At 75.2% G+C, this 18,009-nt stretch carries 19 protein-coding genes; 3 read left to right on the top strand and 16 right to left on the bottom strand.

The genetic code is table 11. The features are described from left to right. Positions 1–82: 82 nt before the first annotated feature. The 16 genes from E9549_RS01555 to E9549_RS01480 all read right to left on the bottom strand — a co-directional run bounded on the left by E9549_RS01555 (position 83) and on the right by E9549_RS01480 (position 14,749). Positions 83–403, bottom strand: coding sequence for an FmdB family zinc ribbon protein (locus tag E9549_RS01555; RefSeq protein WP_236824816.1), 321 nt, complete (start codon positions 401–403; stop codon positions 83–85). Positions 404–515: 112 nt separating this feature from the next. After that, positions 516–1,361 carry a cytochrome c oxidase assembly protein gene (locus tag E9549_RS01550; RefSeq protein ID WP_236824815.1) on the bottom strand — a complete coding sequence of 282 codons (846 nt, stop codon included), beginning with the start codon at positions 1,359–1,361 and terminating at the stop codon, positions 516–518. Between the two features lies 1 nt (position 1,362). Next, entirely contained in the window at positions 1,363–1,866 is a 504-nt protein-coding gene (locus E9549_RS01545) for a DUF2243 domain-containing protein (protein WP_236824814.1), read from the bottom strand. 111 nt (positions 1,867–1,977) lie between these two features. Then, positions 1,978–3,234: an APC family permease gene (locus E9549_RS01540; protein WP_236824813.1), complete on the bottom strand. Its 1,257-nt coding sequence runs from the start codon at positions 3,232–3,234 to the stop codon at positions 1,978–1,980. A 45-nt stretch (positions 3,235–3,279) separates the two neighbouring features. Continuing rightward, positions 3,280–4,203 carry a cation diffusion facilitator family transporter gene (locus E9549_RS01535; protein WP_236824812.1) on the bottom strand — a complete coding sequence of 308 codons (924 nt, stop codon included), beginning with the start codon at positions 4,201–4,203 and terminating at the stop codon, positions 3,280–3,282. Further along, entirely contained in the window at positions 4,200–4,913 is a 714-nt protein-coding gene (locus tag E9549_RS23935; RefSeq protein ID WP_236824811.1) for a cation diffusion facilitator family transporter, read from the bottom strand. Before E9549_RS23935 ends, E9549_RS01535 begins: the two co-directional genes overlap by 4 nt. Beyond that, positions 4,910–5,284, bottom strand: coding sequence for a helix-turn-helix transcriptional regulator (locus tag E9549_RS01525; protein WP_236824966.1), 375 nt, complete (start codon positions 5,282–5,284; stop codon positions 4,910–4,912). Before E9549_RS01525 ends, E9549_RS23935 begins: the two co-directional genes overlap by 4 nt. Before the next feature lie 36 nt (positions 5,285–5,320). Next, positions 5,321–7,696 carry an excinuclease ABC subunit UvrA gene (locus tag E9549_RS01520; RefSeq protein WP_236824810.1) on the bottom strand — a complete coding sequence of 792 codons (2,376 nt, stop codon included), beginning with the start codon at positions 7,694–7,696 and terminating at the stop codon, positions 5,321–5,323. A 94-nt stretch (positions 7,697–7,790) separates the two neighbouring features. Beyond that, on the bottom strand, positions 7,791–8,201 hold the full coding sequence (locus tag E9549_RS01515; protein WP_236824809.1) for a VOC family protein: 411 nt from the start codon (positions 8,199–8,201) through the stop codon (positions 7,791–7,793). 5 nt (positions 8,202–8,206) lie between these two features. Beyond that, the gene (locus E9549_RS01510; protein WP_236824808.1) at positions 8,207–8,656 is read right to left on the bottom strand and encodes a helix-turn-helix transcriptional regulator; all 450 of its coding nucleotides are present in this window, start codon (positions 8,654–8,656) and stop codon (positions 8,207–8,209) included. A 32-nt stretch (positions 8,657–8,688) separates the two neighbouring features. Continuing rightward, complete coding sequence (locus E9549_RS01505; protein WP_236824807.1) at positions 8,689–9,138, bottom strand: DUF5313 family protein; 450 nt, start codon at positions 9,136–9,138, stop codon at positions 8,689–8,691. A 37-nt stretch (positions 9,139–9,175) separates the two neighbouring features. Continuing rightward, entirely contained in the window at positions 9,176–9,895 is a 720-nt protein-coding gene (locus E9549_RS01500) for an AAA family ATPase (RefSeq protein WP_236824806.1), read from the bottom strand. A 93-nt stretch (positions 9,896–9,988) separates the two neighbouring features. Then, complete coding sequence (locus E9549_RS01495; RefSeq protein ID WP_236824805.1) at positions 9,989–11,509, bottom strand: acetyl-CoA carboxylase carboxyltransferase subunit alpha/beta; 1,521 nt, start codon at positions 11,507–11,509, stop codon at positions 9,989–9,991. Beyond that, positions 11,506–12,693, bottom strand: coding sequence for a CaiB/BaiF CoA-transferase family protein (locus tag E9549_RS01490; RefSeq protein WP_236824804.1), 1,188 nt, complete (start codon positions 12,691–12,693; stop codon positions 11,506–11,508). The genes E9549_RS01495 and E9549_RS01490 overlap by 4 nt, the downstream gene beginning before the upstream one ends. Positions 12,694–12,777: 84 nt before the next feature. Continuing rightward, on the bottom strand, positions 12,778–14,115 hold the full coding sequence (locus tag E9549_RS01485) for an SLC13 family permease (RefSeq protein WP_236824803.1): 1,338 nt from the start codon (positions 14,113–14,115) through the stop codon (positions 12,778–12,780). 40 nt (positions 14,116–14,155) lie between these two features. Beyond that, positions 14,156–14,749: a 5-formyltetrahydrofolate cyclo-ligase gene (locus E9549_RS01480; RefSeq protein WP_308113047.1), complete on the bottom strand. Its 594-nt coding sequence runs from the start codon at positions 14,747–14,749 to the stop codon at positions 14,156–14,158. Positions 14,750–14,776: 27 nt separating this feature from the next. On the opposite strand from E9549_RS01480, the gene galU reads away from it, so the two are divergent. The 3 genes from galU to E9549_RS01465 all read left to right on the top strand — a co-directional run bounded on the left by galU (position 14,777) and on the right by E9549_RS01465 (position 17,914). After that, positions 14,777–15,697 (top strand): UTP--glucose-1-phosphate uridylyltransferase GalU, encoded by a 921-nt coding sequence (gene galU, locus E9549_RS01475; protein ID WP_236824802.1) that lies wholly within the window; start codon positions 14,777–14,779, stop codon positions 15,695–15,697. Positions 15,698–15,812: 115 nt separating this feature from the next. Next, positions 15,813–17,270: a gephyrin-like molybdotransferase Glp gene (gene glp / locus E9549_RS01470; protein WP_236824801.1), complete on the top strand. Its 1,458-nt coding sequence runs from the start codon at positions 15,813–15,815 to the stop codon at positions 17,268–17,270. Between the two features lie 11 nt (positions 17,271–17,281). Then, positions 17,282–17,914, top strand: a complete 633-nt coding sequence (locus E9549_RS01465; protein WP_236824800.1) for a GNAT family N-acetyltransferase — start codon at positions 17,282–17,284, stop codon at positions 17,912–17,914. Positions 17,915–18,009: the final 95 nt, after the last annotated feature.

Below are 18,009 nucleotides of genomic sequence, written 5' to 3'. Positions count from 1 at the left end.
CCGGCGCGGCCGGCGCGCGGAGCGATCGGGCGCGGGCTGTGGAACCGCGGTGGGGCTGTGGAAGGGCCCCACCGCCGTCGCGCTAGTTGGCGGCCTTGGCCGCGCTGCCGGAGGTCGCCGCCGGGGTCGCGGCGGGGGCGGGGGAGGAGCTCTCCTTGGCCGGCGTCGAGGAGGTGCCCGACGAGCCGTTGCTGCCCGCCTTCTCCGAGGTCTTGCCGGTGGAGCGGCTGTCGGTGCGGTAGAAGCCCGAGCCCTTGAAGACCACGCCGACCGAGCCGTAGACCTTGCGCACCGCGGCGCCGCACTCGGGGCACTCGGTCACCGGGGCGTCGGTGAAGGACTGCACGACCTCGAACTCGTGCTTGCCCTCGGCGTTGGCGCAGGCGTACTGGTACGTGGGCACGGCGTGGCTCTCCCTGGTCGAGCGGAGTGAGGGGTCCGGGTTGGCACTCGCACCCGGAGACTGCCAATGATGCGCCATGCGGTGACCCGTCGTCCACGTCTGCCGGCGAGCATCACGTCCGCGTCGCGCCGGCGGGGGCGACCGCGCCCACGGTCGTGCGGTCCGCGGCCCTGGCCGGCACGCGGCCGCGGTACCAGGCGGTGAAGAGGGCGATGGCCAGCAGCAGCTCGGCGACGTCCCCTCCGTGGTACATCCACCGGGCGGCCAGCTCGTCCCGCGACACGGCGTGCGCCGCCCCGGGCGGGAACAGCGCGGCGTGGGCGTAGAGGAGCTTGGCGAGGTAGCTGTGCGCGGCGGTGGACGCGAGCAGGGCGACCAGCCGCGTTCCCATGCCCGGCCGCCCCGGAGCCGGGTCGGGGCCCGCGATCGCCCAGACGAAGAGGCTGCCGGCGAGCACGAAGTGGACGTTCACCAGGGCGTGCAGCAGCGCGCTGCCCGTCGTCGCGGCGTAGAGGGGCGTGAGGTACAGCAGGTAGAGGGTGCCGGTGGCGAGCGCCGCCGCGGTGAACGGGTGGCCGAGCACGTGCAGGTACCGGCTGCCGAGGACCGTGCCGATGCGCCGGCGCACCGGTGTCGAGGACGCACCCAGCAGCAGCGTGACCGGCGCCGCCAGGACGAGCCCGAGCGGCGCGAACATGCCCAGCAGCAGGTGCTGCGCCATGTGCCCGGTCGGGTCCCGGTGCGCGAAGGCCGCCACGGGCGGGGAGACCGCGGCGGCGACGAGGCCGACGCCCGCCGTCCAGCCGGCGGTCCGCGCCGACGGCCACGGCCGCTGCAGCCGACGCTGCGCGCGGCCGGTCGCGGCCAGGTAGACCGCGACCGCCGCGCCCGCCAGGAGGATCGTGGCGATCCAGTGGCCGGTGGCGACGCCGGCCGCCGGGGCGTGCTCGTGCGGCACGTCAGCCGGCCCGGCCGGCAGCTCCCGCGGTGCGCCCCTCGTGCCGGCTGCGGACGGCCAGCACGACGCCGACCAGGAGCAGCACGCCGCCGGCGGCGTTCCAGGCCAGGTCGTAGGGCAGCAGGTCGACGCCGTAGCGGACCTGGTGCACGCGCAGCACCTTGTGGTCGACCAGGCCGTCGAACAGCTGGAAGCCGCCGAGCCCCAGGAACAGCCCGGCCCAGGCGGAGCGCGGCGCGAGCGCGTGCCGTCGTCGCAGGTCGGCGAAGAGGAAGAAGCCGGCGACCAGCAGGACGAGCTCGGCGGCGTGCAGCAGCCCGTCGGACATCAGGGCCACGCTGCTGGTCGACCGGTCGTAGAAGTGGTGCCAGGCGAGCACCTGGTGGAAGACGATCTCGTCGACGGCGGCCATCAGGCCGATCCCGATGACCGCTGCCACGAGCAGCGACCGGCGACGGTCCGGGCGGGCCGCGTCCGTGCGGGTCCGGCCGGGGTCCGCTGCCATGCTGCCCGCCTCCCCGGATGCTCCTGCTGCCCGGACCCATCCTGTACCGCGCACGCGGCGCCCGCCTCCCCGCGGGACGGGCAGGCGCACCCCGGCCGCGTGCCGCCGCGCCTACCGGGTGGCGAGCCGGAGCCGGGTCAGCCGGTAGGCGGCGCCCACGGCGACCACGATCGCGCCGCCGACCACCGCCTCCACGGGCAGCGACACGACCAGCACCAGGCAGCCGACCACGCCGAGCACCTGCAACGGCCGGGGGAAGCGGCGGTGCGGGCGGTCCTGGGTGAAGGCGGCCGCGTTGGCGACGGAGTAGTACAGCAGGACGCCGAAGGAGGAGAAGCCGATCGCGCCGCGCAGGTCGACGGTGAGCACCAGGAGGCAGACGACCGCGGCCAGGGCGAGCTCGGCGTGGTGCGGCACGGAGGACCGCGGGTGCACCGCCGCCAGGAAGCGGGGGAGGTCGCCCTGCCGGGCCATCGCCAGGCCGGTGCGGCCGATGCCGGCGACCAGCGCCAGCAGCGCACCCAGCGAGGCAGCGGCGGCGCCGATCCGCACGACCGGCTCCGCCCACGTCCACCCGCCGCCGTCCACCGCCGCGGCCAGGGGCGCCGCGGTGGCGGCGACGCCGTCCGGACCGAGGGCCACCAGCACCGCCACGGCGACCACCGCGTAGACGGCGACGGCGATGCCCAGCGCCAGCGGGATGGCCCGCGGGATGGTCCGCGCCGGGTCGCGCACCTCCTCGCCCATCGTCGCGATCCGCGCGAAACCCGCGAAGGCGAAGAACAGCAGGCCGGCCGACTGCAGGACGCCGTGCACCCCGCCCTCGCCGAGCGTCCACCCGCTCAGCCCGTCCGTCGTCGCCCCGCCGCCGAGCAGGCTCGCGGTGACCGCGACCGCCAGCGCGAGCAGGACGACGCTGACGATGACGCGGGTCAGCCCCGCGGTGCGGGTGATGCCGCGGTAGTTGACCGCCGTCAGGCCCAGCACCGCGGCCACGGCGACCGGCCGCTCCCAGCCGGCCGGCGCCGCGTACGCGGCGAAGGTGAGCGCCATCGCCGCGCAGCTCGCGGTCTTGCCGACGACGAAGCCCCATCCGGCGAGGAACCCCCACCACGGGCCGAGCCGCTCGCGGCCGTAGACGTAGGTGCCGCCCGAGGTGGGGTACTGCGCGGCCAGCTGCGCCGACGCCGTGGCGTTGCAGTAGGCGACCACCGCCGCCAGCGCCAGCCCGATCAGCAGGCCGGCGCCGGCGGCCTGCGCGGCGGGGGAGAAGGCGGCGAACACCCCGGCGCCGACCATCGAGCCGAGCCCGATGACCACCGCGTCCGTGGTGCCCAGCCGCCGGACCAGGGCGGGACCTGTGCTCACGGTGCTCCTCGCTCGCGACGGCGTCGGCCGACGATAGCGGGGCGGTCAGCGGTGGGCGGCGGGCTCGTGGTGGGCGTGCGCGGCGGTCTCGAGCTGGAAGGTGGAGTGCTCGATGCTCAGCGGGAAGTGCTCGGCGAGGCAGGCTTGGAGCTGGTCGAGGACCTGCGGGGCGTGCCCGTCGTGGAAGCAGCCGTCCTCGACGACGACGTGCGCCGAGAGGACCGGCAGCCCGCTGGTGATCTGGGAGGCGTGCAGGTCGTGCACCCCGATCACGTGCGGCAGCGACAGCAGGTGGCTGCGCACGGCGTCGAGGTCCAGCCCCGGCGGGGTGCTCTCCAGCAGCACCGACACCGTCTCGCGGAGCAGCTTGATCGTGCGCGGCACGATCAGCGCGACGATCACCAGCGAGGCGACGGCGTCGGCCTGCAGCCACCCGGTCAGCGCGACGACGGCCGCCGCCACCAGCACCGCGACCGAGCCGAGCGCGTCGTTGACCACCTCGAGCAGCGCGGCCCGCATGTTCACGTTGCCGCCGTGCCCGCCGCGGGTGAGCACCGCGATGCCCGCGAGGTTGGCGGCCAGCCCGATGCCGCCGAACACCAGCACGGTGGTGGCGGCGACGGGCGGCGGGTCGGCCAGCCGGGCGAACGCCTCCACCGCGATGTAGCCGCCGACGGCCAGCAGCACGGCGGCCTGGAGCGTCGCGCCCAGCACCTCCGCGCGCCGGTAGCCCCACGTGCGCCGGGACGTGGCAGGCCGCGCGGCGAGGGTGGCCGCGACCAGCGCGATGACCAGCCCGGCGGCGTCGGTCGCGGCGTGCGCGGAGTCGGCGAGCAGCGCCAGCGAACCCGAGAGGAGCGCGCCGACCAGCTGGACGACGAGCACGCTCGCGGTCAGGGCGAGCACCACCGCCAGGCGCCGCCGGTTCCCGGCCGCGGCGGCGTGCCCGTGGTCGTGCGCGCCGCTCACCGCGATGTCCGCGCGGACGCACCGCAGCTGTCGCCCGAGGTCGCGCAGCAGGTGTCCACCCCGGCGCCCGGAGCCGGGCGGCCGGGCGCGCAGCAGCCCTCGCCGCGCCACGCCTCGACCGCCTCGCGCAGCGCGACGGCGGCGATGACCAGGCCCGCGACCGGGTCGGCCCAGCTCCAGCCCAGCCACGCGTTGAGCACCAGCCCGGCGAGGACGGCGGCGCTCAGGTAGGTGCAGAGCAGCGTCTGGGTGGAGTCCGCGACGACGGCGCCGGAGCCGAGCGCCCGGCCGGTGCGGCGCTGGGCCCAGGAGAGGAACGGCATGACGACCAGGGAGACCGCGGCGAGCGCGATGCCCACGGGCGAGGCGTCCGGGTCGCCGCCGGTGGCCAGCGCGCGCACCGACTCGAACGTCACGTAGGCGGCCAGGGCGAAGAAGGAGACGGCCATCAGCCGCAGCGCCTGCCGCTCCCGCGACTCCGGGAGGTGGTGCCGGAACTGCCACAGGATGATCAGCCCGCTGGACACCTCGACGACGGAGTCCAGCCCGAAGCCGATCAGCGCGACCGACCCGGCGGCCAGCCCGGCGGCGATGGCGATGACCGCCTCGACGACGTTGTAGGCGACGGCGGTGCCCGTGAGCAGCTGCGCGCGGCGGCCGAGGCGCGCGCGCTCCTCGGCGGCCGGGGGAGTGGTGGTCGCGGCGCTCACCGGGCCGGCTCCTCGCCGTAGGCCGGGCACAGCGTCACCGCATCGCCGGTGGCGGCGAGCAGCTGCTCGGCGGCGGCGAGCAGCCCGAGCACCTCCGGGGTCGCCGCCAGCGACCACAGCGACGCACGTCCCCGCGGACGGGAGGTGACCAGGCCGCAGTCCCGGAGGCACGCCAGGTGCGCCGAGACGGTGGACTGGGCGAGCCCGAGGTGGCGGGTCAGCTCCACCACCTTGTGCTCGCCGAGGGCGAGGTGGCGGACGATCGCCAGCCGGCTGGGGTCCCCGAGACTGCGGAACAGGCAGGCGGCGGCCGACAGCGCCGCCGCTTCGTCGACCGGTACGTCGGCGGGGCGGGCGGCCCGCGCGATCATCGTCACCCGGCGATGATAGCGCCGGACCCCGGCTGCTCAGCCGGCGACGTACTCGGCGAGGTGCTCCCCGGTGAGGGTGGACCGGGCGGCGACCAGATCGGCCGGGGCGCCCTCGAACACCACGCGGCCGCCCCGGGACCCCGCGCCGGGACCGAGGTCGACGATCCAGTCGGCGTGCGCCATGACCGCCTGGTGGTGCTCGATGACGATCACCGTCGTGCCCGAGTCGACCAGCCGGTCGAGCAGGCCCAGCAGGTTCTCCACGTCGGCCAGGTGCAGGCCGGTGGTCGGCTCGTCGAGGACGTAGACGCCGCCCTTCTCGGCCATGCGGGTGGCCAGCTTCAGCCGCTGGCGCTCGCCGCCGGAGAGGGTGGTGAGCGGCTGGCCCAGCGTCAGGTAGCCCAGCCCCACGTCGGCCATCCGGTCGAGGATGGCGTGCGCGGCTGGGGTGCGCGCCTCCCCGCCGCCGAAGAACCCCTCGGCCTCGGCCACGCTCATGGCCAGCACCTGGGCGATGTCCTTGCCGCCCAGCCGGTACTCGAGGACCGCGGCCTGGAAGCGCCTGCCCTCGCACTCCTCGCAGGTCGACTCCACCGTCGCCATGACGCCGAGGTCGGTGTAGATGACCCCGGCGCCGTTGCAGGTCGGGCAGGCGCCCTCGGAGTTGGCGCTGAAGAGCGCGGGCTTCACGCCGTTGGCCTTGGCGAACGCCTTGCGGATCGGCTCGAGCAGGCCGGTGTAGGTGGCGGGGTTGGACCGGCGGGACCCCCGGATCGCGGACTGGTCGACGACCACCACGCCCTCCCTGCCGGCGAGGTTGCCGTGGACCAGCGAGCTCTTGCCCGACCCGGCGACGCCGGTGACCACGGTCAGCACGCCGGTGGGGATGTCGACGTCGACGCCCTGCAGGTTGTTCTGCCGCGCCCCGCGGATCTGCAGCGCACCGGTGGCCTGCCGCACCTCCGCCTTGAGTGCGACGCGGTCGCCGAGGTGCCGGCCGGTGAGGGTGCCGCAGCGCCGCAGCTCCTCGACGCTGCCCTCGAACACGACCTCGCCGCCCTCGGTGCCGGCGCCCGGGCCGAGGTCGACGACGTGGTCGGCGATCGCGATCGCCTCCGGCTTGTGCTCGACGACCAGCACGGTGTTGCCCTTGTCGCGCAGCCGGAGGAGCAGGTCGTTCATCCGCTGGATGTCGTGCGGGTGCAGCCCGATGGTGGGCTCGTCGAAGACGTAGGTGACGTCGGTCAGCGACGAGCCGAGGTGGCGGATCATCTTGGTGCGCTGCGCCTCGCCGCCCGACAGCGTGCCCGCCGGGCGCTCCAGGGAGAGGTAGCCCAGCCCGATCTCGACGAAGGAGTCCAGGGTGTGCTGCAGCCCGGCCAGCAGCGGCGCCACCGAGGGGTCGTCGAGGTCGCGCAGCCAGGTGGCGAGGTCGCTGATCTGCATGCGGCACAGGTCGGCGATGTTCTTGCCCCGGATCCTCGACGACAGCGCCTCGGCGCTCAGCCGCGTGCCGTCGCAGTCCGGGCAGGTCGTGAAGGTGACCGCCCGCTCGACGAAGCGGCGGACGTGCGGCTGCATCGCCTCGACGTCCTTGCTGAGCATCGACTTCTGGATCTTCGGGATCAGCCCCTCGTAGGTGAGGTTGACCCCCTCGACCTTCACCTTGGTCGGGCCGGCGTGGAGCAGGGTGTGCAGTTCCTTCTTCGTGTACTTCGCGATGGGCTTGTCCATGGGCAGCCCGGCGCCGGCGAAGATGCGGCCGTACCAGCCGTCCATGCTGTAGCCGGGCACCGTCAGGGCGTCCTCGGCGAGCGACTTCGCGTCGTCGTAGAGCGCCGTCAGGTCGATGTCGTTGACCGAGCCCATGCCCTCGCAGCGCGGGCACATGCCGCCGAGGCGGGTGAACGTCACCTTCTCGGCCTTGGCGCCGGCGCCGCGCTCGACGGTGATCGCCCCGCTGGCCGAGATCGACGGCATGTTGAACGAGTAGGCGTTCGGCGAGCCGAGGGCGGGTTCCCCGCGCCGGCTGAACAGGATCCGCAGCATCGCGTTGACGTCGGTGGCGGTGCCCACGGTGGAGCGCGGGTTGGCCCCCATGCGCTCCTGGTCGACGATGATCGCCGTCGTCAGGCCCTCGAGGACGTCGACGTCGGGGCGCGCCAGGGAGGGCATGAAGCCCTGCACGAAGGCGCTGTAGGTCTCGTTGATCATCCGCTGCGACTCGGCGGCGATCGTGCCGAAGACCAGCGAGCTCTTGCCCGACCCGGAGACCCCCGTGAACGCGGTGAGCCGCCGCTTGGGGATCTCGACGGAGACGTCCTTCAGGTTGTTCTGCCGCGCCCCGACCACCCGGATCAGGTCGTGGGCGTCGGCGGCGTGCACCGAGATCGGCTCGGTCAGCGTGCTCATCGTCTCTCCGTCCGTCCGGGCCCCCGCCCGTGTGGCGAGGGCCCGGTGTCTACCAGGGGTGTCCGACAGGGATGACCGTCCGGGCGGCCGGATCTCAGCGCAGCTCCTGGATGCGGACGGTGTTGCCCGCGGGATCGCGGAACGCGCAGTCGCGCACCCCGTAGGGCTGGTCGGTCGGCTCCTGCATCACCTCCGCGCCGGTGGCCTGGATGCGGTCGAAGGCGGCGTCGACGTCCTTGGTGGCGAGGACGACGGAGGCGTAGGTGCCCTTGGCCATCATCTCGGCGATGGTGCGCTTCTCGTCCTCGGTGATCCCGGGGTCGGCGGCCGGCGGGTGCAGCACGATCGAGGTCGCCGAACCGTCGGCCGGGCCGACGGTGAGCCAGCGCATGCCCTCGTAGCCGACGTCGTTGCGCAGCTCGAAGCCGAGGGCGTCGCGGTAGAAGGCCAGCGAGGCCTCGGGGTCGTCGTGCGGGAGGAAGGTGTGGTGGATGGTGAGGTCCATGCCGGTCACGCTAGGGACGGCGCCGGTGCCGGCGCTTCTCGATTCCTGACCGGTCTGGTGACCTGCTTGGCGGTGCACGGGGGGATGCCCACCGTGGCCGCCGCGGCCTCCCGCCGGTAGGTGCTCGGCGGCACCCCGACCAGCTCGGTGAAGCGGGTGCTGAAGGTGCCCAGCGACGAGCAGCCCACCGCGAAGCAGACCTCGGTGACCGTCAGGTCGCCGCGCCGCAGCAGCGCCATCGCGCGCTCGATGCGCCGCGTCATCAGGTAGGCGTAGGGGGACTCGCCGTAGGCGCGCCTGAACTCCCGGCTCAGGTGCCCGGCCGACAGGTGGGCGCCCCGGGCGAGTGCTGCGACGTCCAGCGGCCGGGCGTACTCGCGGTCGATCCGGTCCTTGACGCGGCGCAGCCGCGCGAGGTCGCGCAGGTGCGGGTCGGCGGCGGCTCCGCTGGTCACGGGCAGGATGCTGCCACCCCGCCGCCCCGGCGTCAGCGGCCCTGGCGCTCCCGGTAACGGGCGGCCCGGCGGGCGGCGGCGACGCGCTTGCGCTCGCTCTCGGCCTGCTGGCCGGCCAGGCCGGCGCGCTCCCGGGCGGCGGTCGCGGTGCCGGCGGGGTAACCGGCCTTCACCACCCGGTTCTCGGTGGTCTCGGGCATGTAGGCCAGGGAGTAGATGAGCGCCAGGAAGATGCCGCCGCCCGCGACCGCCAGCCGCAGCTCCCACGAGGCGGGCAGGAAGGCCACGACCAGCGCGATGGGGATCGAGAGCTGGACCATCGTCCGGAGGAGGTGACGGGCCCACCAGGTGCCGGTCGTCGTGTCGTGCAGCACCCAGCCGCGGTGCCGCGCGGGCAGCCCGCCACCGAGCGCGTACCAGAACCACCGGTGCGGGGCCGGGCGCACCACGGGGTCCGGCGTCCGCTCCGCGTCGCTGTCCACCGGTCCATGGTCCCACTGCCGCCCGCCGTGGGGGTGTTCACCCCAGGTGGCGCAGGAAGGAGCCCGGATCGGTCAGGAACTGCTGCCAGTGGGCCGTCAGCTCGAGCTCCTCCCAGGTGGTCTCCCGCAGGCCCCACGGGCCGACCTCGAGCAGCCGGGCACCCGGCAGGGCGGCCAGCACGGGGGAGTGGGTGGCGACGACGACCTGCGCGCCCCGCGCGACCAGATCGCCGAGCCGGGCGACGAGGGAGAGCACGCCGGTGAAGGAGAGGGCGGCGTCGGGCTCGTCGAGCACGTACAGGCCCGGACCGCGGGCCCGGTCGCCGAAGAGGGACAGGAACGCCTCCCCGTGGGAGAGCTCGTGGAACGCCGTCTCGGCGCGCTGGGGGTTCCGGTTCTCCTCCAGGTAGCTGTAGAGGCCGTGCAGCGTCTCGTCCCGCAGGAAGTACGCCCAGCGGGGAGCCCCGGGGCTGCGCTCCACGACGAGGTCGAGACCGCCCGGCTCGCTGCTCCGGGTGCGGTGCCGGGCGGCGGCCGACCCGCCCTCGGAGTTGAGCCCCAGCGCCGCGGCCAGCACCTCCAGGACCGTCGACTTGCCCGAGCCGTTCTCGCCGACGAGCACCGTCGCGCCCGGCCCGAGCTCCAGCCCCTCGCAGAGGACCTGCGCGATGGCCGGCACGGTCGCCGGCCACGCGTCCACCGGGTGCGGCGGTGCGGCCGGGTCGGGCCTGAGCCGGCGCACGGGTCGGCGGTCCACGCGGCCATCCTGGCTCAGCTGGTGCGGTCCTGGCTCACCTTCCACCGTGAGCCAGGACCCCTGACGACCAGGACACCTGATCGTCCCGGCAGCTCAGCGGCCGAGGTGGCGGTAGCGGTGCAGCCGGGTGCGGAAGCGCTCGGTGTCGTCGCGGCCGAGCAGCCCGGCCAGCTCCTCGCCCAGCACCCGGCCCAGCCGCAGGCAGAACTCGGCCGGCTCGTCGGCTGCGTCGGGCCGCTCGGGGACCACCCGGTCGACGATCCCCGCCCGCCACAGGTCGGTGGCCCGCACGCCCTGGTGCGCGGCCATCTCGCCGGCCCGGTCGACGGTGCGGTGCACGATCGCGCTGGCGCCCTCCGGCGGCAGCGGGCCCAGCCACCCGTTCGCGGCGGCGAGGACGCGGTCGGCCGGCACCAGCGCCAGCGCGCCCCCGCCGGTGCCCTGGCCCAGCAGCACCGCGAGGGTCGGCGCCTTGAGCACGACCAGGTCGTGCAGGCAGCGGGCGATCTCGCCGGCCAGGCCGCCCTCCTCGGCCTCACGGGAGAGCGCCGCGCCGGGAGTGTCGATGAGCGTCACCAGCGGCAGCCGCAGCTGCTCGGCCAGGTGCATGCCGCGTCGCGCCTCGCGCAGCGCCGCCGGCCCCAGGGGCGCCGACAGCGACTGCCCGCGCCGGTCCTGCCCCAGCACCACGCACGGCGCCCCGCCGAAGCGGGCCAGCGCCAGCAGCAGCCCGGGGTCCTTCTCACCGGCGCCGGTGCCGGACAGCCCGACGACGTCGGTCGCCGCCGTCCGCAGCAGCCGCCGCACGCCGGGGCGGTCCTCCCGCCGCGACGCCGTGACGACCTGCCAGGCGCTGCGACCGTCCTCCGGGTCGTCCGTGTCCGTGCCGTCCTCCGCCGTCGGCCGTTCGGCGTCCCGGACGTCGAGGTGCCACGTCTGGCGGGCCGAGAGCACCCGCAGCGCGCGGTCGGCGACCTCCGCGATCTGCTCGGGCGGGACGACGGCGTCGATGAGGCCGTGCTCGGCCAGGTTCTCGGCGGTCTGCACGTCGGCCGGGAACGGCTCGCCGTACAGCGCCTCGAACACCCGCGGGCCGAGGAAGCCGATCGAGGCGCCGGGCTCGGCGATGGTCACGTGCCCGAGCGACCCCCACGAGGCGAGCACGCCGCCGAAGGTGGGGTGGCGCAGGTACACGAGGTAGGGCAGGCCCGCCTCCTTGTGCCGGGCGATGGCGGCGGTGATGCCGATCATCTGCAGGAAGGCGACGGTGCCCTCCTGCATCCGGGTGCCGCCCGAGACCGGCGCCGCCAGCAGCGGCAGCCCCTCCTCGGTGGCCCGTTCCACCGCCGCGATCAGCCGCTCGGCGGCGGCGACCCCGATCGACCCGGCGAGGAAGCCGAACTCCCCGGCCACGACGGCCACCCGGCGCCCGCGCAGCCGGCCCTCGCCGGTGATCACCGACTCGTCCTGCCGCGACCGCTCCGCCGCGCGGGCGAGGTCGGCGGCGTAGTCGGCCGGGACGTCGCGGGTCGGGACGGGGGAGTCCCAGGACTGCCACGACCCGGGGTCGAGGACCAGGTCGCGCAGGGTGCGGGCGTCCGGGCGGCCGCTCACGCGTCGGACCCGTCCAGCCAGGCGCGGATGGCGTCCCCGTCGGCGCCCAGCACCGGGGGAGCCGTGTGCTCGCGGCGGGTCGTCTCGGTCTCGCCGTCGGCACCCGGGGAGAAGAAGCGCAGCGGCGGCCCGGGCAGCTGCAGCCGGCCGAGGGTGGCGTGGTCGACGTCGACCAGCAGCCCCTGGGAGAGCGCCTGGTCCCACCCGTACACCTCGTCGATCGACCGCACCTTGCCCGAGGGGATGCCGACCTTCGCCAGCCGGGCCAGCAGCTCCTCGGCGGGGATGTCCGCGAACGCCCCCTCGAGCAGCGCGATGACCTCGGCGCGGTGCTCCACCCGGTCGCCGTTGGTCACCATGCCGGGGGCCTCGGGGTCGAAGCCGAACTCGGCGCACAGCTTCCGCCACAGCGAGTCGTTGGCGCAGGCGACCTGGACGCTGCCGCCCTGGCAGCGGAACAGCCCGTAGGGGGCGATCGAGGGGTGGTGGTTGCCCTGCGCGGCGCCGACCTCGCCGGCGACGGTCCACCGGGTGCCCTGGAAGGCGTGCACGCCGACGATCGCGGCGAGCAGCGAGGTGCGCACCACCTGGCCGCGGCCGGTCCGGTCCCGCTCGATCAGCGCGGCGAGCACGCCGTAGGCGCCGTACATGCCGGCCAGCAGGTCGCCGATCGGGACGCCGACCCGCTGGGGGTCCTCCGGCCCGGACCCGGTGAGCGACATCAGCCCGCCCTCGCCCTGGGCGATCTGGTCGTAGCCCGCGCGGCCGCCCTCGGGGCCGTCGTGCCCGAAGCCGCTGATCGCGAGGGTCACCAGCCGCGGGTTGAGCTCGGCCAGCACGTCGGTGCCGAAGCCCAGCCGGGCCAGCGTGCCGGGCCGGAAGTTCTCCATCAGCACGTCGGCGCGCTGCAGCAGGCGGGTCAGCACCGCCTTGTCGGCGTCGTCCTTGAGGTCGAGGGTGATCGACTCCTTGTTCCGGTTCGTCGAGAGGAAGTACGTCGACTCCCGGTCACCGCTGTCCGGCTGCACGAACGGCGGCCCCCAGCTGCGGGTGTCGTCGCCGGTTCCCGGCGTCTCCACCTTGATCACCCGCGCGCCCAGGTCGCCGAGCATCATGGCGGCGTGCGGCCCGGCGAGGGCGCGGGTCAGGTCGACGACGAGGACGCCGTCCAGCGGTCCGGGCATGGTTGCTCCCTCGGTCGGGGGGCGCGGCTCCGGTGGCTGCGCTCCGGAAGTGTCTCAGCGCTGAGGTATCTCTGGCCAGCCGGGTCACAGCCAGCCGGGGACGACGAACACCAGCCACGACAGCAGCGGTCCGACGGCGACCACGATCCCCGCGTAGGCCAGGATCTGCTTGTAGAACCGGTCCCGGTCGACGTCCTGCGCGTTGGCCAGGACCAGCGCGCCGTTGGTGGAGAACGGGCTCACGTCGACGATGGTCGAGGCGACCGAGAGGGCGACCACCACGCCGACGGCGCTGATCGAGCCCTCCTCGAGGAACGGCACCGCGAGCAGGATGGCGACCCCGATGATCGCCGTCGACGACGCGAAGGCGGACACGACGCCGCCGATGTAGGCCAGCAGCAGTGCGATCAGCAGCGGCACCCCGAGGCCGATGACGGCGTCGCCGACGTAGTCGATGGTGCCGGCCTCCTCGAGGACGAACACGAAGGTCAGCACGCCGGCGATGAGCAGGATCGTCGACCAGCTGATCTGGGTGACCGCGCCCTTGTGCTGCTGGGCGGAGAAGAGCGCCAGGACGACGGCGACGGTGATCGCGACGAACCCGATGTCCAGGTCGAAGGCGAGCGCCAGCACGGCGACGACGAGCAGGCCGACGAGCGTGAGCACCTGCTCGAAGCGGACGGGCGCCGGGCGCTCGGGGTGGATGTGCTCGTCGTCGTCCCCGCCGACCGCGGGGCCGGGTGCCGCGCCGTGGCCGCGCACGAGCGTGCCGTGGGCGTGCTCGGTGCGGGCGAGGGGCTCCGCGGCGACCTTGCGGCCCAGCAGCTTGCGCCCGCCGAGGGCGAAGAACAGGACCAGCGCGATGGCGATGTTGAAGAACAGCGCCCCGAGGAAGACCGCCAGCGGGCTGCCGGGCAGGCCCTCGCGCTCGACGATCGAGTTGACGGTGACGCCGTAGACGCTGATGGGGGAGAAGCCCCCGCCCTGCGCGCCGTGGATGACCATCATCCCCATCAGCAGCGGGCTGATGTCGTGCCGGGCGGCGAAGGTGAGCGCGATCGGCGCGATGATCGCCACCGCCGCCGGGGAGAGCGCGCCGATGGCGGTGAGCACGGCCGTGACGGCGAACATGATCCACGGGATGGCGGCGACGTGGCCGCCGACCAGCCGGACCGCCCCCCGGACCAGCAGGTCCACCGTGCCGTTGTTCTGCGCGATCGCGAAGAGGTACGTGACCCCGATCAGCGTCAGCACCAGCCCGGCGGGGAAGCCGGCGATGATGTCGTCGGTCGAGAGCCCGACCGAGAGGGTGCCGACGACGAAGGCGGCGACGAAGGCCAGCGCACCCATGTTGATCGGCAGGACGGTCGCGATCGCGAAGATCACGACGAGGGCCACGATGGTGACGATCTCGGGTGACACGGTCACTCCACGGAGTCGGGGGCTGGGTGCGCCCACTGTGTCAGTGACCCGCCGGTAGCGCCTGCCAGCCGCCGGAAGGCGTCACCACGGCGGTCACCCGGACGTCGTGCGGCTCGGTGGGGAGCCGGTCCACCAGCTCGTCGTCGAACACCACGGCGACGAGCACCGCGCCGGCCGGGGCGTGCCGCAGGGCGCGGTCGTAGTAACCGCCGCCGCGGCCCAGCCGTGCGCCGTCCCGGGCGACCGCCGTGGCCGGCACGACGACGGCGCCGGCCGCGGCCAGCGCGCCGGGGCCCAGCCGCGGGCCGACCGGTTCGAGCAGCCCGAACCGGCCCGGGGTGAGCTCCCCGGTGTGCACCGCCCAGTCCAGCTCCCGGCCGCGGGCGGGCACCACCGGCAGCAGCACGCGGGCGCCCGTCCCGGCCAGGGCGCCCGGCAGGCGGCCGTGGCCCGCCTCGGTCGGATCGGGGACGAACGCGGCCACCGTCGGGATCCCGGCCAGCCGCGCGGCCAGGGTCGCGGCGACCGACCGGGCGGCCGCCGCCCGGTCCTCGCCGGGGCGTTCCGCGCGGCGGCGCAGCAGCTCGGCGCGGAGCGCGGCCTTGGCGGTGACCCCGTCGGGCGAGGTGCTCACCGGCGCAGCCTAGATAGGCTGCCCGGCATGTCGATGCCTCCCACCCGTCCGGCCCGGAAGGCGGTCATCCCCGTCGCAGGCATGGGCACCCGCTTCCTGCCGGCCACCAAGGCCGTCCCCAAGGAGCTGCTCCCGGTCGTCGACCGGCCCGCCCTCCAGTACATCGTCGAGGAGGCCGCCCGCGCCGGGCTGCCCGAGGTGCTCATGGTGACCGGTCGCGGCAAGGCGGCCATCGAGGACTTCTTCGACCGCACCCCCGAGCTCGAGACCGCCCTGGAGAAGAAGGGCGACGAGGGGCGGCTGTCCGCCGTGCACGAGTCCACCGACGTCGCGCAGGTGCACTTCGTGCGCCAGGGCGAGGCCCGGGGGCTGGGCCACGCCGTGCTGCAGGCGGCCGCCTTCGTCGGTGACGAGCCGTTCGCGGTGCTGCTGGGCGACGACCTGATCGACGCCCGCGACCACCTGCTGGAGCAGATGCTCGCCGTCCAGGCCGAGCACGGCGGCTCGGTGATCGCGCTGCTCGACGTCGGGCGGGAGAACATCGACAAGTACGGCGCCGTGGCGGTCGAGCCGACCGGCGACGGCAGCGACGTCGTGGCCGTCACCGGGCTGGTGGAGAAGCCCCCCGTCGACGAGGCGCCCAGCAGCCTGGCGATCATCGGCCGCTACGTGCTCGCGCCGGAGGTCTTCGACGTGCTGCGGGAGACCGCGCCCGGGCGCGGCGGGGAGATCCAGCTGACCGACGCGCTGGCCACCCTCGTCGAGCGCGGCGAGCCGGTCCACGGCGTCGTCTTCGGCGGCCGCCGCTACGACACCGGCGACAAGCTCGACTACCTCAAGGCCGTGATCCGGCTGGCCTCGGAGCGGGACGACCTCGGCCCGTCGCTGCGCGGCTGGCTGCGCGACTTCGTCACCGAGCTGCCCGCCGAGGGCGCGTCGCCGTCCTGACCGGCGGCCGCGAGGGCACGATCGCACCTGCGGCCCGGCGCCGGCCCCGTCCGGGGGCGGTGCCGCCGCGGGGTGCGGTGCCGGCCCACGGCACGGCGGGACGACGGTGGTGAGGATGCTCGGGCAGAGCGAGGACGGCAGCAACGGAGGCGAGTTCCGGGGGTACCGGGACACCGCCCAGGTCGACGTGCCCGCGGCCCCACCCCGGCGGACCGGCCCGGTCGGGGGCCTGCCGGCCTCCGCGTCCGGCCCGTCGCCGAACTCGGCACCCGGCCCGTCGGCGGCGCAGCGGGGGCTCACCGGCCCGGTGCCGCTGCCGGCCGACGGGCGCTCCGACGCCTCGCCGCTCGTGCGCACCGTGGAGCGGCACCTCGACGAGATCCTCGCCGCCGTGCCGCAGCCCGACCCGATCGAGCTCGCCGTCCTCGACGCCCAGGGGCTGCTCTGCGCCGAGGACGTCGTCAGCCAGCGGGCGCTGCCCGCGTTCGACCAGGCCGCCCTCGACGGCTACGCGGTGCGGGCGGAGGACGTCGAGGGGGCGACCGTCGCCGGCCCGGTGGAGCTGCCCGTCGTGGGCGAGAGCGTGGCCGGGGCCGGCGAGCCGTCGTCGATCGGCCCGGGGCTGGCGATGCGGGTCGCCACGGGGGCGATGCTGCCGGCCGGCGCCGACGTCGTCGTCCCGGCCGTGTGGACCGACGGCGGCGCCGCGCGGGTCGCCGTGCAGGCCGCGCCCCCGGTCGGCAGCTACCTGCGCCGGACCGGTGACGACGTCGCCCCGGGGCACCCGGCCGTGCAGGTCGGCACCCCGATCGGCCCCGCGCAGATCAGCCTGCTGGCCGCCGTCGGCCGCGACCGGGTCTCCGTCCGCCCCCGCCCGCGCGTGGCGGTGCTCAGCGCCGGAACCGAGCTGGTGGAGATCACCTCGCCGCCGGCGCCGGGCCAGGTGGTGGACGTGAACAGCTACGCGCTGGCCGCGGCCGCCCGGGACGCCGGGGCCGACGCCTACCGCTGGGGCATCCTCCCCGGCGACCAGCGGCGGCTGGCCGAGGTGCTCGAGAGCCAGTTGCTGCGCAGTGACCTGGTGCTGCTCTCCGGCACCTTCAGCGGCCCGGCCTTCGACATGGTGCAGGAGGCGCTGGCCGCGCTCGGGGGCATGCGCGTCAGCCAGGTCGCCATGCACCCCGGCCCCGCGCAGGGCTTCGGCCGGCTGGGGCGCGACGAGGTGCCGGTGATCTTCGTCCCGGGGGAGCCGGTCGCCGCCCTGGTCGCCTTCGAGGTGTTCGTCCGGCCGGCCATCCGCCTGATGCTCGGCAAGCGGCAGCTCTTCCGGCGCACGGTCCAGGCGATCTCCGGCCAGCACCTGCTCTCGCCGCTGGGGTACCGCCAGTACCTGCACGGCACGGTCATGCGCCACCCCGACGGTGGCTACGTCGTCGAGCCCGTGGGGGAGGCCACCGACGCCCTGCTGGCCCGGATGGCGCGGGCGAACTGCCTGATCGTCATCGACGAGGACGTCACCGAGGTGGCCGCCGGCGGGCTGGTCACCGTCATGCCGCTGCTGCTCGGCGGCTGACCGCGCTCGCCGTGACCGATCCGCTGCTGCACCCCGGCTGGCCCGCCCGGCTCGTCCGGGGACCGGTGGAGCTGCACCCGCTGCGCCGCCGGGACGCCGCGGAGTGGAGCCGGCTACGGCTGGCCAACGAGGACTGGCTGCGGCCCTGGGAGCCCACGGCCGCCGTCTCCTGGCAGGCGCGGCACACCCCCGCGAGCTACCGGGCGATGCGCCGGGTCATGGCCCGCCGCGCCAGCCTGGGCACCTCCCTGCCGTTCGCGATCCGCGTCGACGGCCGCCTCGCCGGTCAGGTGACCGTGGACAACATCGTCCGCGGGGCCTTGCGCGCCGGCTACCTCGGCTACTGGATCGACCGCGCGGTGGCCGGGCGCGGGATCGCCTCCCTGGCCGTGGCGCTGGCGTGCGACCACGCCTTCGGCCCGGCCGGCCTGCACCGGCTCCAGGCCGACATCCGCCCGGAGAACGGGCCGAGCCGGCGGCTGGTCGAGCGGCTGGGCTTCCAGCGCGAGGGACTGCTGCGCCGCTACCTCGACATCGACGGCGACTGGCGCGACCACGTGAGCTACGCGCTGCTCGCCGAGGACCTGCCGGCCGGGGTGCTGGACCGCTGGGAGCGGTCGGCGCCGGGTCGACCCGTCGACTGACTGTGAGGCTGGCCGGGTCGGTCCTTCAGTGATGGGCTGACGGCCGGCAGCGGTGAGCGTGACCCGTCGTCTGACTGGCTTCGTGCCTTTGGCCG

Origin of the sequence: Blastococcus sp. MG754426, assembly GCF_021699055.1 — a bacterium.
In the GTDB taxonomy this organism is placed as follows: domain Bacteria; phylum Actinomycetota; class Actinomycetes; order Mycobacteriales; family Geodermatophilaceae; genus Blastococcus.
Note: the sequence above shows the minus strand (reverse complement) of the source record. Positions and strands in the feature narration are given on the sequence as shown.

Excerpts from the sequence above, each read along its gene's own strand:
- E9549_RS01545 (WP_236824814.1), bottom strand. The coding sequence starts at position 1,866 with ATGGCAGCGGACCCCGGCCGGACCCGCACGGACGCGGCCCGCCCGGAC.
- E9549_RS01525 (WP_236824966.1), bottom strand. The coding sequence starts at position 5,284 with ATGATCGCGCGGGCCGCCCGCCCCGCCGACGTACCGGTCGACGAAGCG.
- E9549_RS01520 (WP_236824810.1), bottom strand. The coding sequence starts at position 7,696 with ATGAGCACGCTGACCGAGCCGATCTCGGTGCACGCCGCCGACGCCCAC.
- E9549_RS01515 (WP_236824809.1), bottom strand. The coding sequence starts at position 8,201 with ATGGACCTCACCATCCACCACACCTTCCTCCCGCACGACGACCCCGAG.
- E9549_RS01490 (WP_236824804.1), bottom strand. The coding sequence starts at position 12,693 with ATGCCCGGACCGCTGGACGGCGTCCTCGTCGTCGACCTGACCCGCGCC.
- galU (WP_236824802.1), top strand. The coding sequence starts at position 14,777 with ATGTCGATGCCTCCCACCCGTCCGGCCCGGAAGGCGGTCATCCCCGTC.
- glp (WP_236824801.1), top strand. The coding sequence starts at position 15,813 with ATGCTCGGGCAGAGCGAGGACGGCAGCAACGGAGGCGAGTTCCGGGGG.